The sequence below is a fragment of the Methylobacterium indicum genome (assembly GCF_001043895.1).
GTDB lineage: Bacteria > Pseudomonadota > Alphaproteobacteria > Rhizobiales > Beijerinckiaceae > Methylobacterium > Methylobacterium indicum.
In genome coordinates, this window is sequence record NZ_JTHF01000015.1 from 40,133 (window position 1) to 54,109 (window position 13,977).

Consider the following 13,977-nt stretch of genomic DNA (forward strand, 5'->3'; position numbering starts at 1 on the left):
TCATGCCCGGTCCGCCGCAGCAACACGCCCGCCGACGATAGAGTGTGACGACCATGGCCCGGACGCTGAGACTGAGCACCCAAGTCGTCGTCCTGGCCGTCGTGGCCGCCGGCGCGGTCTTCGCCTATCCGTACCTGCGCCCGGGCCATCGCCAGGAGCCGGTCGTCACCTTCGCGGAGGTGCCGGCCAAGCCGGCGGCCGGCAAGGCCTTCACCCTCACGGCGTCGCAGCTCGCGACGGTGTCGAGCGAGCCGGTGGTCAAGCGCCAGTTCTTCGAGGAGATCGCCACCGAGGGCAAGATCGGGGTCGACGAGTACATGGCGACGCCGGTCTTCTCGCCCTATCCCGGCCGCGTCATCGCGATCTTCGCCCGCACCGGCGAGCAGGTGAAGCGCGGCCAGCCGCTGTTCTCGGTCCAGGCCAACGAGATGGTCCAGGCCCAGAACGACTATCTCGCCGCCCTCAACGTCCTGAACAAGAGCCGCTCGCAGCTGACTTTCGCGCAGGCCGCCGAGAAGCGCCAGCGCGACCTCTACGAGACCCGCACCACCACCCTGCGCGAGCTGCAGGTCGCCCAGAACGACCTGACGTCGGCCACCAACGACAACCGCACCGCCGAGGTCGGGCTCGAGGCGGTACGCAACCGCCTGCGGATCCTGGGGCTTCGCGACGAGGAGATGGCCGCGCTCCAGAAGGGCTCGGCGATCAACCCCGACACCCCGATCAACGCGCCGCTCAGCGGCACCATCATCCAGCGCAAGATCGGCCCGGGCCAGTATGTCGGGTCGAGCGGCGACCCGTCCTACATCATCGGCGATCTGTCGAAGGTCTGGCTCATCGCGCAGCTGCGCGAATCCGATGCCGCCAAGGTCGAGATGGGTGAGAAGATCACCTTCCGGGTGCCGGCCCATCCGGAGACGACCTTCGAGGGGAAGATCAACTTCATCGGCACCTCGGTCGATCCGGCGACGCGGCGCATCACCGTGCGGGCCGAGATCGACAACAAGCAGGGTCTGCTCAAGCCCGAAATGTATGCGAGCGTGCGCATCATCAACGAGCGCGAGAACCTGTCCCACGCCGTGCCCCGCGCCGCGGTGATCCTGGAGGGCAACAAGGCCAGCGTCTGGGTCCTGCGGGCCGACAACTCGGTCGAGAGCCGGCCGGTCCGGGCCGGGATCGTCGAGGGCTCGACCGTCGAGATCCTCGATGGCCTGAGGGAGGGCGAGCGGGTGATCTCCCGCGGCTCGCTCTTCATCGACCGGATGTCGACCCAGAGCTGACGCGCTCCCCGCCCTCGTTCTCTTCAGCATTTCGGATCAACGGCCATGACCGGCATCGTCGGCCTCGCCCTGCGCCAGCGCGCCCTCGTCGTCCTGGCCTTCGTGGCCCTGATGGTGGGCGGGCTCGCCGCGTTCCAGAGCCTCAACATCGAGGCCTATCCCGACCCGACGCCGCCGATGGTGAACGTCATCACCCAGGCGCCGGGCCTCTCGGGCGAGGAGATCGAGCGCTACATCACGGTACCGATCGAGGTCATCACCTCGGGGCTCCCCGACCTCAAGCAGGTCCGCACCGTCTCGCTCTACGGCCTGTCCGACGTGAAGCTGCAATTCGGCTTCGCCAACAGCTACCGCGAGGCCGAGCAGCAGGTGCTCAATCGCCTCGCCCAGCTCGACACCCTGCCGAACGGCGCCAAGCCCACGATCTCGCCGGTGAGCCCGATCGGCGAGATCTTTCGCTACAAGCTCGTCGCGCCGGAGGGCTACAGCGTCCTCGATCTCAAGACGCTCCAGGACTGGGTCCTGCGCAAGCGCTTCCGCGCCGTGCCGGGCGTCATCGACGTGATCGGCTGGGGCGGCAAGACCAAGACCTTCGAGATCGGCGTCGACCTCGACCGGCTGATGGCCCACGGCCTCACCCTGTCGGGGGTGGTGAAGACCCTCAACGACAGCAACCTCAATGTCGGCGGCAACCGCATCACCCTGGGGAGCCAGTCCGCGGTGGTGCGCGGCGTCGGCCTGATCCGCTCCGTCGACGACATCGGCGAGACGGTGCTGTCGCAATCGGGCGGTGCGCCGGTGCTGGTGAAGGATGTCGCCACCATCACCATCGGCCACCAGCCGCGGCTCGGCATCGCCGGGATGAACGAGGACGACGACATCGTCCAGGGCATCGTGCTGATGCGCCGGGGCGAGCGCTCGACCCCGTCGATCGAGGCGGTGAAGGCCGAGGTCGCGAAGATCGAGGCCGCCGGCATCCTGCCGCCGGGTGTCAGGATCGAGCGGATCTACGACCGCGCCGACCTCATCGCCGTCACCACCCACACCGTCCTGCACAACATGATGGTCGGCATCCTGCTGATCCTCGTCGTGCAGTGGCTCTTTCTCGGCAACCTGAGGAGCGCGCTCATCGTCGTCGCGACGATTCCGTTCGCGCTGTTCTTCGCCGTCATCATCCTGGTGGTGCGGGGGGAGTCCGCCAACCTCCTGTCGGTCGGCGCGCTCGATTTCGGCCTCATCGTCGACGGCACCGTCATCATGGTCGAGGCGATCTTCCGCCGCCTCTCGGGCCACGGCCCGCCGCTGGCGCCGGGGCTCGCCGGGGCCAAGGGGATGCCGCGAAAGCTCGGGCTGATCGCGCTCGCCTCCTCCGACGTCAGCCGCTCGATCGTCTTTGCCGCCATCATCATCGTGACCGGCTTCCTGCCGCTGTTCACGCTGTCGGGCGTCGAGGGCAACATCTTCGGGCCGATGGCCCAGACCTACGCCTACGCGCTGGCGGGCGGCCTCATCGCCACCTTCACGGTGACGCCGGTCCTGTCGGCCTACCTGCTGCCCGACCACATCCACGAGGTCGAGACGATCCTGGTCCGCGCCCTCGACCGGCTCTACCGGCCGGTGATCCGGGCGGCCCTGGGGCATCGCACCCTGACGCTGGGGCTGGCCGGCCTCATCTTCCTCGGCGTGGCCGTGGAGGGGCGCAATCTCGGCCTCGAATTCCTGCCCAAGCTCGAGGAGGGCAACCTCTGGATCCGCGCCACCATGCCGGCGACGATCTCGCTGGAGGAGGGCAACCTCTACGTCAACCGGATCCGCCGGGTGATCGCCGAGGTGCCGGAGGTCGAGCGGGTGGTCTCCCAGCACGGAAGGCCCGACGACGGCACCGACGCCGCCGGCTTCTTCAACGGCGAGTTCTTCGCGCCCTTGAAGCCCGCCGAGCAGTGGCGCGAGGGCATGAGCAAGGACGCGATGACCGGCGCCCTGCTGGAGCGGCTGCGCACCGAGTTCCCGGGCGTCGAGTTCAACCTGTCGCAGTATCTCCAGGACAACGTCGCCGAGGCGGTGTCGGGCATCAAGGGCGAGAACTCGTTCAAGGTGTTCGGGCCCGACCTGCAGAAGCTCACCGACGTGGCGCGCGAGGTCGAGGCCGTCCTCAAGCGCGTGCCGGGCGTCACCGATCTCGGGGTGTTCACCTCGCTCGGCCAGCCGACGGTGCAGATCAACGTCGACCGCATCCGGGCCGCCCGCTACGGCCTGACGCCGGGCGACATCAACACCACGGTCCGCACCGCGATCGGCGGCGATTCGGCGGGCGAGCTCTACGACACCGGCAGCGAGCGCCACTACCCGATCGTCGTGCGGCTGGCCTCGCAATACCGCCAGAGCGTCCGCGCCATCCGCGAATTGCGCATCGCCGGGCAGACCCAGGGCGGCGCGACCGTCCAGATCCCGCTCAACGCCGTCGCGGATGTCGAGCTGGTCTCGGGCCCCGCCTACATCTACCGCGAGGGCCAGGAGCGCTATCTGCCGGTCAAGTTCAGCGTCCGCGACCGCGACCTTGGCAGCACGATCATCGAGGCCCGCGAGCGGGTGGCGCAGGAGGTCAAGCTGCCGCCGGACTACCGGCTGGAGCTGGTCGGCGAGTTCAACAACATGCAGGGCGCGCTCGCCCGGCTGTCGGTCACGGTGCCGCTGGCGATCCTGCTGATCGCGGTGCTGCTCTTCGTCAATTTCGGCTCGGTCGTCGACACGCTGCTGGCGCTCTCGGTGATCCCGATGGCGGTGGCCGGCGGCGTGGTGGCGCTCGCCGTCACCGAGACGCCGTTCTCGGTCTCGGCGGCGATCGGCTTCATCGCGCTCTTGGGCATCGCGGTGATGGACGGCATCATCGTGCTCACCCACTACAACGCGCTGATCGCCCGCGGCGAGGAACGGGCCGAAGCGATGCTGAAGACCTGCCTCACCCAGATGCGGCCGGTGGTGATGACCTGCGTCGTCGCCGGCGTCGGTCTCCTGCCGGCGGCCTTCTCGGCCGGCGTCGGCTCGCAGGTGCAGAAGCCCCTGGCGCTGGTGGTGGTCGGCGGCATGAGCCTGGCGCCGGTCCTGATCCTGATCATCCTGCCGGTGCTGATCATGCTCTTCTCCCGCCGCCGGCCGGCGGCGGTGCATCTCCTGGCCGAGCCGGGCCTGCCGGCGCCCGCCGGCGCCGCGACGCACTGACCGGCGGGACACCCCTGTTTCCGTCCAGACGCGAGAAGGGCCGGTTCGACGAGAGTCGAACCGGCCCTTCTCGTACCCGGAAACCGGGCTTCGTCCACGACGCGCCGCGGCCCGGGGAGGGCCGCGGCGCGTGACGCGGCTTAGTTCTTTGCCTTGTCGACCAGGGCCTTCTCCTTGATCCACGGCATCATGCCGCGGAGGCGCTCGCCGACCTCCTCGATCGGGTGGGCGGCGTTGCGGGCGCGGGTCGCCTTGAACGAGGTCTGGTTGACCTTGTTCTCCAGCATCCAGTTGCGGGTGAAGGTGCCGTTCTGGATGTCGGTGAGCACCCGCTTCATCTCGGCCTTGGTCTCGGGCGTGATGATGCGCGGGCCGGTCACGTACTCGCCGTACTCGGCGGTGTTCGAGATCGAGTAGTTCATGTTGGCGATGCCGCCCTCGTAGATGAGGTCGACGATCAGCTTCACCTCGTGGAGGCACTCGAAATAGGCCATCTCGGGGGCGTAGCCGCCCTCGACCAGGGTCTCGAAGCCGGCCTTGATCAGCTCGACGAGGCCGCCGCAGAGCACGACCTGCTCACCGAACAGATCGGTCTCGCACTCTTCCTTGAAGGTCGTCTCGATGATGCCGGCGCGGCCGCCGCCATTGGCCGAGGCGTAGGACAGGCCGAGGTCGTGGGCGTTGCCCGACGCGTCCTGGGCGATGGCGATCAGGGTCGGCACGCCGCCGCCGCGCAGGTACTCGGAGCGCACGGTATGGCCCGGGCCCTTCGGGGCGACCATCAGCACGTCGAGGTCGGCGCGCGGCTCGATCAGGTTGAAGTGGACGTTGAGGCCGTGGGCGAACAGCAGCGCAGCGCCCTGCTTCATGTTGGCCTGGAGCGAATCGCGGTAGATCTCGCCCTGCAGCTCGTCCGGGGTCAGCATCATGACGACGTCGGCCTGCTTGGCGGCGTCGGCGACCTCCATGACCGTGAAGCCCTCGGCCTCGGCCTTCTTGGCGCTGGCCGAGCCCTTGCGGAGCGCGATCACCACGTCCTTGACGCCGGAATCGCGCAGGTTCAGCGCGTGGGCATGGCCCTGGCTGCCGTAGCCGACGATGACGACCTTCTTGCCCTTGATCAGATTGATGTCGGCATCACGATCGTAATAGACCCGCATGGCGGCTCCCCCTTGTGCAGATGGCGAGAATCTCGAACGCTCCGGGCGCTGGAGCGGCCGTGCGACGGCCGGCTTGTAGCGGCGTGATTCGCGTCAGGGAATAGGCGATGCGCACCAAGCTGCACATGGCTGCCAAGTTCGGCGTGCGCATGCAGCCGGACCGGGCACGATCGTCGTGCGGGATGGGTGGGTTTCGGCAATGGTGGAGGCCGGCATGACGCAGCGGGCGGGACCCGCCGAACTGGTGGCGTTCTGGCGCGAGGCGGGACTCGACCGCTGGTTCACCGCCGATCCGGCCTTCGACGCAGCCTGCCGGGCCTACCGGCCGCTGCACGAGGCGGCGGCGCGGGGCGAACTCGCGGCCTGGGAGGCGACGCCGGAGGGCGCGCTCGCCCTGGTGCTGCTCCTCGACCAGTTTCCCCGCAACCTCTTTCGCGGCACGCCCCGGGCCTGGGCGACCGACGCAGCGGCGCTGGCGGCGGCCGAGCGCGCCCTTGCCCGCGGGCACGACCGGGCGATCGAGCCGGGCTTGCGCATCTTCCTCTACATGCCGCTGACGCATGCCGAGGATCGGGATTTGCAGGAGCGCAGCGTCGCGCTCTTTGCCGCCCTCGGCCTGCCCGTGCACCTGGAAGCGGCGATCGAGCACCGCGACCTGATCCGCCGCTTCGGCCGCTTTCCCCACCGCAACGCGGTGCTCGGCCGGCCCGAGACGGCGGCCGAGCGGGACTATCTGGCGGGGGAGGGCGCCTTCCGGGGCTAAGCGGATTTCGCCGGAGTGGACCCCCGCGGCGGCCGGGTCACGCGGGCAGCGGCAATCCCTCGCGCGCGAAGGCGCGCTGCACCGCCGGGCGGGCGGCCATGCGGCGGGCGTGGTCGGTCCAGTACGGGAACTGGCGGGCCATGTCGTAGCCGAGCACCTGGCCGCGGCCCCAGTGCCAGAACACCAGGAGGTAGGGGTCGGCGACGCTGTAGTGCTCGCCGGCGGCCCAGCCGCCGCGGGAGAGCCCGACCTCGATCATCGTCCACAGATCGGCGCAGGTCTCGAAGCCCTTGGCCTTCACGTCCTCGATCGCCGCCTCGTCGGTGGCGTAGCGCTCGGCCCGCCGGATATGGGCGTAGGCGGGGTGGATGGTGGAGGACAGCCAGGCCAGCCACTCGGCGCACCGCGCCTCCTCGCGCGGGTCCTCCGGCCACAGGCCCGCCTGCGGGTGCCGGCGTGCGATGTAGCGCAGGATCGCCGGGTTCTCGGTCAGCACCCAGTCGCCCTCGGCCAGCGCCGGCACCCGGCCCTTCTGGTTGATGGCGAGGTAGCGGCCGCCGCGCTGCTCGGCGGTGGCGAAGTCGACCTTCACCGCCTCGAAGGCCGCGCCGGTCTCCTCGAGGGCGATGTGGGGCGCGAGCGAGCAGGCGCCCGGCGAGTAGTAGAGCGTGAGGGTGTCGGACAACGGAGGCCTCCCGGCGCGCCGCGATCGCCCCGGTCGTGCGGGGCGCGGGCGCCCCCGTCCCTTACCGCGAAGAAGCCCCCGCGGGGTACCGCGCCGCGCGCGGGGCCTCAGGCCGAGACCTGCGGGCGGGCCGCGACGCCGGCCGCCGGGCGGGACCGCCGCATCAGCATCCAGGCGAGGGCGCACAGCACGATCGCGCCCTGGACGATCAGCGCCTCCCAGCTGCCGTTGAAGCCGAGATCGGTGACGAAGTCCGGCACGCCGTCGTTGTGGACCGGCACCAGCACCTGCTCCTGCAATTCCTGGATCGCCGCGCCGACGAGGCGCAGGCCCATCACGAACAGGAAGGCGGAGGTGAGGAGGAAGACCGGGCGCAGGGGCAGCCGCAGGGCCAGCCACTGCATCGCCACGAACATCGCCGCGAGCGCCGCGGCCGCCACCACGAGGCCGCCGAGCAGCGAGGCGTCGAAGCCGCCGACGGTGCGGGCGAGGGCGTGCAGGAACAGCACCGTCTCGGCGCCCTCGCGGAACACCGCCAGGAAGGCGATGCCGGCGAGCGACAGCACCGTTCCGGCGCCCATCGCCCGCTCGGCCATGCGGTTGATCTCGGCCTTCCAGGCCGCCGGGTCCTGGCGCAGGAAGAGCCAGCCGCTCATCGTGAACATGAGCGCGGCGGCGACCACGATGACGCCGGCCTCGATCAGGTCGTTGTGGTTGCCGTCGAAGAAGGTCTCGAACACCCAGGCGAGGCCGAAGCTCGCCAGCACGGCGAGGCCGGCCCCGGCATAGACCGGGCGGATCTTCTCCGCTGCGCCGGCCCGGCGCAGGAAGGCCGCCAGGGCCGCCACGACCAGCATCGCCTCCAGGCCTTCGCGGAACAGGATGGTGAAGGCCTGCGCGAAGGTGGATCCGTCGGCCATGGGGGTACTCCTCGCTCGGGCGCAGGGAAAAACTGGGATCGTCCGGACGGGCGCCGTCGCGCCGCACGTCCGGCGCCCTCTTAGGCGAGGCGGCCCCGGCTTTCAAACGCCATATCCTTGTTTCGTATCGTTCTAAATTAGCGGGAAACAAATCGAAACTATCGCACGTCCCCCGCGCGTGGCGGCCATCGCTGCATCATCTCGCGATGACGAAGAAGATCCGTGTGAACGACTGCCGCTCCGCCCCGGCCGCCGGGCAGGGGCAGCTGGTTGAGAGCCGCCGGGCAAGAGGCCTCGGCCGGCGGCATCGGGCGCGAGCCGCCATCCCCAGCCCATGCCGGTGCGCGTTGTCGACAATCTGGACGCCTTCCGCCCGCGTCCTTACGGTTCGCTCACGCAGGATGCGTTCCACGGGGAGTCAGGTTCATGAAGGCGGGTTCGGTGACGTCGCGGCTGGTGGCGGGCGCGATGCTGGTCCTCTCGGCGACACGAGCCTTCGCGGCCGACGAGCCCTCGCGCCTCGACCGGGTGATCGACCGCAAGGTCCTGAACGTGTGCACGACCGGCGACTATCGCCCGTTCTCCTACCGCCCCGACGGCGCCAACGACTTCGTCGGCCTCGACATCGATCTCGGACGCTCGCTGGCCAAGTCCCTCGATGCCGAGGCGGTCTTCATCCAGACCAAGTGGTCGAACCTGCTCGCCGACTTCAAGAGCCAGTGCGACATCGCGATGAGCGGCATCTCCGTGACGCTGCCGCGCCAGCGCGAGGCGTTCTTCAGCGAGATGTATCTCGTGAACGGCAAGGCGCCGATCGTGCGCTGCGACGACGTCGCGAAGTACCAGACGACGGACGCCATCAACCAGCCCGCGACCCGCGTCGTCGTCAATCCCGGCGGCACGAACGAAAAATTCGCCCGCGCCAACCTCGCCAAGGCGCAGATCCAGCTCTTCCCCGACAACCGCGTGATCTGGCGGGAGATCGCGGAAAACCGGGCCGACGTCATGGTCGCCGAGTCCGTCGAGGTGAAGCTCCAGGAGAAGCTGCATCCGGGCCTGTGCGCGGTGAACCCCGACCGGCCCCTTCAGTACGGCGAGATGGGTTTCCTGCTGCCGCGCGGCGACACGGTGTTCAAGGCCTATGTCGACCAGTGGCTGCACCTGACGAAGGCGTCCGGCGAGTTCGAGCGGATCTTCGACGCCAACATGAAGTGACGGTGGGCGCGATCACGGCCCGGTCGCGTTGCGATCGGGCTCTCCTCCGGCGCCGAAACCTTCACCATCCCGCATGCGGCCTCAAACCCCGCACCCGCGCCACCGCCGCTTCCAGCCCGGTCCAGGCCGGCGCGTCGGGCGCGTAGCGGGCGCGGGTATAGGCGACGACCTCTGCCACCTGCCGGTCGGTGAGGGTATCGCGAAACGCCGGCATCGCGGCGGGCGGGGCGCCCGGATCGGGGTTCGGAAAGCGCTCGGCCGCTGCCGCGACGCCGTTCAGGACCGCCTGGATCAGGTTGTCCGGGTGCGCGCTGTGGACGGAGGTCACGAGACCCAGCGGCACGAGATCGCCGCCGGCCCCGCCCTCGTGGCAGGCGGCGCAGGCGCCCTGGAACAGGGAGGCGGAGCCGGCCGGGCGTGAGGTTGCCGTAGCGGTCGGCCGGGGCGCCGGAGCCTCGCCGGCGAGGCTCGCGAGGTAGACCGCCATCGCCCGGATATCCTCGTCGGGCAGGGGGGCCAGCGAGGCGACCACGTCGGCCATCGGGCCGGCGGCGCTGCCGTGGCGGGCCGAGCGGCCCTTGCGCAGGTAGGCAAAGAGGTCGTCCTCGGTCCAGGGCAGGGGGGAGCGGGACAGGCCGGTGAGCGCCGGCGCCTCCCAGCCGTCGGCGAAGCCGCCGGCGAGACGGGCCTCGCCACGCCGCTCGGCCCCGAGCGCGTTGCGCGGGCTGTGGCAGGCGCCGCAATGGCCGAGGACCTCGACCAGGTAGGCGCCGCGGTTCCAGTCCGGCCCGCGGGCCGGATCGGCGGTGGCGACCGGGCGGAGGAAGAGGGCGTTCCAGTCCGCCATCAGCGGCCGGAGGTTGAAGGGGAAGCGCAGCCCCGTCTCGGGCGCGGGCCTCGCCACCGGTTCCTGCGCCATCAGGTAGGCGTAGAGCGCCTGGAGGTCGCGCTCCGCGATGCCGGCGAAGCTCGGATAGGGATGGGCCGGGTAGAGATGGTGCCCGTCCCGCGACACGCCCTCGCGCATCGCCCGGGCGAAGGCCGGGTAGGACCAGGCGCCGATGCCGGCGCCGACATCGGGCGTGATGTTCGAGGCGTAGACCGTGCCGAACGGCGTCTCGAGCCCGCGCCCGCCCGCGAAGCTCCGGCCGTCCGGTCCGGCATGGCAGACGAGGCAGGCCCCGGCCGCCGCGACGAGGCGCCCCTGCGCGATCGTGGCGGCGGAATAGGCAGCCGAATCCGGCCGCTCGATCGACGGATAGGCCGGGCGCCAGGGCAGGAGGGTGGTGGCGAGCGCCAGCGCCCCGGCCCCGGCGCCGAACAGCCCGGCGAGGAAGCCGCGGCGGCGGCGCGGGGCGGAGTCCCCGCCGGGGTGTTCGGGCCCGGAGATCCGCGGCGGGTTGAGGGCGGCGCGCACGGCGTCCGCCGTCAGCGGCAATTCGCGGAATCGGATGCCGGTCGCGTCGAACAGCGCGTTGGTGATCGCCGCGGCACTCGGCACCGAGGCCGATTCGCCCGCGCCCAGAGGCGGATCGTGCGGCCGGGGCACCATCAGCACGTCGATCTCGGGCACCTGCGGAAAGGCGAGGATCGGGTAGCTGCCCCATTCCCGGCTGGTGACCCCGGTGGCGTCGAACCCGACCGATTCCTTCAGCACCCGGCTCGTCGACTGGATGACGTTGCCGTGGATCTGGTGGCGCACCCCGTCCGGGTTGATCATCAGGCCGGAATCCTGGCCGACCACCACACGGGTGACGGCCACCTCCCCGGTGACCCGGTTGACCGCCACGTCCGCCACCCAGGCCGCCCAGGCGGCGGCCTTTCCGGGAAACGGCCCGTGGACGTAGACCGCGTAGGCGAAGCCCCGCCCGTACAGCACGTCGCCGGAGCCGCCATGGCTGCCGGGCCGGGTGTGGGGCACCCAGGCGGCGCGCTCGGCGACCGCGCGCACGAGGTCGGCGGCGCGGGGATCGGGCAGGTAGCGCAGGCGGTACTCGATCGGGTCGATGCCGGCGGCCGTGGCGAGCTCGTCGATGTAGGATTCGTGCGCGAAGGTGTTGGGCAGGGCCGAGACGCCGCGCATCCACGAGGCGCGGGCGATCGGCGGCATGTCGTGCACCGTCACCCGGGCATTGCCGAAGGCGTAGGGCGGCACCGCCGTGCGGTCGCCCATCGGGTAGGTGGCGGGCGTCGCCGTCACCTTGCCGGTGAGGATCAGCGCGAGCGTCGGCGCGCCGTTCGAGGGATAGCGGGTCTCGAAGTCGTAGGCCGCCGGTCCGCCCTCGGCGTCGAGGCCGCCGCGGACGTCCATCACCTGCGCGGCGCCCTTCGGCTCCCAGGCATGCTCCTGCTCGCGGGTGAGCTGCACCCGCACCGGCCGCCCCACCGCCCGGGCGAGCAGCGCGGCATCGGCCGCCACGTCGTCGGCGCAGTTGCGGCCGTAGCAGCCCGCCGCCTCGTGGCGCTCGATCGCGATCCGCTCCTCCGGCAGGTCGAGGAGGGTGGCGAGGTCGCTCTGCAGGACGTGCGGGTTCTGGGTGCCCGACCACACCACCAGGTCACCGTCCCGGAACGCCGCCACGGCGCAGGACGGGCCGATCGAGCCGTGCATCTGGTAGGGCCAGACATAGGTGCGGTCGAGCCGCGCCTCGGCGTGGGCGAGCGCCCGCTCGACGTCGCCGCGGTCGAGGAGCTTGCGCGGGGTCGCCGGGTTGTCGCGGAGCGCCGCCTCGGGCCGGTTGAGGTCGGGCAGCGTCTCTCCGGGCCGCCAGGTCACGCGCAGCGCCCTCGCCGCCTCGATGGCGTTCTCCTCGCGCTCGGCCACCACGCCGACGAAGTCGCCGAGCGTCACGACCCCGACGAGGCCGGGGATATGCGCGACCGAGGCTTCGTCCACCCCGAGCAGCAGGCCGCCGAGCGCCGTCTCGACACCCGGGACCGGCGGCCGGACCACGCGGCCATGGACCATGCCGGGCACCCGCACGTCGTGGACGTAGGTGAAGGCGCCGACGGCCTTGGCTGGGATGTCGACTCGCGGCACCGGCTGCCCGACGATGGCGTAATCCTCCACCGGTTTCACCGGCGCCTCGGGATCGAGGGTCAGCTCGGTGCGTCCGCCCCGCACGAGGTCGCCGTAGGCCACGGCGAGATCCGGCTCGTCCGCGACCCGGACGGTGCCGGCCGCGACGACGAGTTCCCCGGTGCCGCGGTTGAGCCGGCGCGAGGCCGCCTCGATCAGGTGGCGGCGGGCGGTGGCGGCGGCCTGGCGCAGGGGCACGGCGGCGATCTGGATCGTCTCGCTGGCGATCGTGCCGCCCTGGTCGGGGGCGGTGGCGGTACTCCCGAGCTCCATCGCGACCCGGGCGAGGGGCACGTCGAGCTCCTCGGCGACGATCTGGGCGAGCGCCGTGCGGATGCCGGTGCCGAGATCGACGTGGCCGTTGAAGGCGGTGACCCGGCCCCCGGCATCGACCGCGAGGTAGAGGGCGCGTTGCGGCCCCACGGCCAGCGCGGCGCCCGGCGCGTCGCCGAGCCGGGGCGGGCGGCCCATCGTCTCGCGGTAGATCAGCAGCAGGTCGTCCGCCTCCTGCCAGCGGCGGCGGCGCGCGGCGGGTTCCTCGGTCATGCGGCGCTCGCTTGTGCCGCGGCGCTCGCCTGTGCCCTCCCGCGCAGCCGCGCGGCGGCGGCGCGCACCGCGCGCAGGATCTCGACATGGGTGCCGCAGCGGCACAGGTTCGCCCGGAGCCCGTCGCGGATCTCGGCCTCGCTCGGGTCCGGGTTGGCGGTCAGCAGCGCCACCGTCGTCATGATCATGCCGTTGAGGCAGTAGCCGCATTGCGCGGCGTTCTCGGCGATGAACGCCTCCTGCACCGGGTGCAGCCGCCCGCCCTCCGCCAGCCCCTCCAGGGTGGTGATCCGCCGCCCGGTCGCGGCCCGCAGCGGGATCGTGCAGGAGCGCAACGCCCGCCCGTCGACCAGCACCGTGCAGCTGCCGCACTGGCCGAGGCCGCAGCCGTATTTCGGGCCGTTCAGCGCGAGGTCGTTGCGCAGCACGTAGAGCAGGCGGGTGCCGGGCGCCGCCTCGACGCTCACGCCGCGCCCGTTGACGTGGAGCCGGTGGCGCGCGGGCGCCAGCCGCGCATCGTGCGGCCGCGCGTCTTCGGCCATCGGCCGCCCCTCGTCCTGCATCGCTTCGTCCTGCCCCGAGACCCGGCTTTTCGCCGGTTGCCTTGTTCTCACAGATTTCCGGGCGGACCGGAACCCGATCGCCGGACCGTGCCGCTTGCAAGAGGCTGGCCATCGGAGAGGCCGGCGTGACAGCCAGCCCATTCGATGGCAGACCGCGGGACGGCGCAGCGCCGGTTGACCGCCCGTTTGGTCGGTGACACCGTCATCCCGACCTCCGACCAGCGGCATTCGGGAGTGGCGGCATGACGAAGGCCCATGATGACGCGGCCGCAGAGCCGCGGGCGATCAGCCTCGATGCTGCGGCTCACCGTGAGGCGGTCGCGGATATCGAGCGTCGTGTTCCGGCGCCCCGCTCACGCACACCGTTCAAGTTCGGGCTGCTGCGCGGTCGGCTCGGTGACGGCCCGGACTTCTTCTCACCGCTTCCGGACGAAGACCTCGCTCTCTGGGAAGGATGACGGTGATCCCGGGCCGGTCGCGATCCGAGCCGGGGCAGCGTCCACCTAGTATCCCGACAATACGGATCGACAACGAAAGCGCCGCAGCC

At 71.1% G+C, this 13,977-nt stretch carries 10 protein-coding genes; 5 read left to right on the plus strand and 5 right to left on the minus strand.

What is annotated here, in order from left to right; translation table 11 throughout:
- Positions 1-53: 53 nt before the first annotated feature.
- Both QR78_RS02230 and QR78_RS02235 read left to right on the plus strand, forming a co-directional pair.
- A complete protein-coding gene (locus tag QR78_RS02230; protein WP_048425856.1) occupies positions 54-1,280 on the plus strand; it encodes an efflux RND transporter periplasmic adaptor subunit in 1,227 nt (408 codons plus the stop codon).
- A gap of 45 nt (positions 1,281-1,325) precedes the next feature.
- Positions 1,326-4,499, plus strand: coding sequence for an efflux RND transporter permease subunit (locus QR78_RS02235; RefSeq protein ID WP_048425857.1), 3,174 nt, complete (start codon positions 1,326-1,328; stop codon positions 4,497-4,499).
- Positions 4,500-4,639: 140 nt separating this feature from the next.
- Here QR78_RS02235 and ilvC read toward each other — a convergent pair whose 3' ends face one another.
- Positions 4,640-5,659, minus strand: a complete 1,020-nt coding sequence (gene ilvC, locus QR78_RS02240) for a ketol-acid reductoisomerase (protein WP_048425858.1) — start codon at positions 5,657-5,659, stop codon at positions 4,640-4,642.
- A 214-nt stretch (positions 5,660-5,873) separates the two neighbouring features.
- Between ilvC and QR78_RS02245 the strand changes: the two genes are divergently transcribed.
- Positions 5,874-6,422, plus strand: a complete 549-nt coding sequence (locus tag QR78_RS02245; RefSeq protein ID WP_048425893.1) for a DUF924 family protein — start codon at positions 5,874-5,876, stop codon at positions 6,420-6,422.
- Between the two features lie 37 nt (positions 6,423-6,459).
- Here the strand turns inward: QR78_RS02245 and QR78_RS02250 are convergent, their stop codons facing one another.
- Together QR78_RS02250 and QR78_RS02255 are read right to left on the minus strand one after the other, a co-directional pair.
- Positions 6,460-7,107 (minus strand): glutathione S-transferase family protein, encoded by a 648-nt coding sequence (locus QR78_RS02250; protein ID WP_048425859.1) that lies wholly within the window; start codon positions 7,105-7,107, stop codon positions 6,460-6,462.
- A gap of 107 nt (positions 7,108-7,214) precedes the next feature.
- Positions 7,215-8,027 carry an FTR1 family iron permease gene (locus QR78_RS02255; protein WP_048425860.1) on the minus strand — a complete coding sequence of 271 codons (813 nt, stop codon included), beginning with the start codon at positions 8,025-8,027 and terminating at the stop codon, positions 7,215-7,217.
- A gap of 426 nt (positions 8,028-8,453) precedes the next feature.
- Between QR78_RS02255 and QR78_RS02260 the strand changes: the two genes are divergently transcribed.
- Entirely contained in the window at positions 8,454-9,242 is a 789-nt protein-coding gene (locus QR78_RS02260) for a transporter substrate-binding domain-containing protein (RefSeq protein WP_048425861.1), read from the plus strand.
- A 61-nt stretch (positions 9,243-9,303) separates the two neighbouring features.
- Here QR78_RS02260 and QR78_RS02265 read toward each other — a convergent pair whose 3' ends face one another.
- The gene (locus QR78_RS02265) at positions 9,304-12,867 is read right to left on the minus strand and encodes a molybdopterin cofactor-binding domain-containing protein (protein ID WP_048425862.1); all 3,564 of its coding nucleotides are present in this window, start codon (positions 12,865-12,867) and stop codon (positions 9,304-9,306) included.
- Positions 12,864-13,409, minus strand: a complete 546-nt coding sequence (locus tag QR78_RS02270) for a (2Fe-2S)-binding protein (RefSeq protein WP_082171726.1) — start codon at positions 13,407-13,409, stop codon at positions 12,864-12,866. The genes QR78_RS02265 and QR78_RS02270 overlap by 4 nt, the downstream gene beginning before the upstream one ends.
- Positions 13,410-13,672: 263 nt before the next feature.
- Here QR78_RS02270 and QR78_RS33775 point away from each other — a divergent pair, with 263 nt between their 5' ends.
- Entirely contained in the window at positions 13,673-13,888 is a 216-nt protein-coding gene (locus QR78_RS33775; RefSeq protein ID WP_125901036.1) for a type II toxin-antitoxin system prevent-host-death family antitoxin, read from the plus strand.
- Positions 13,889-13,977: the final 89 nt, after the last annotated feature.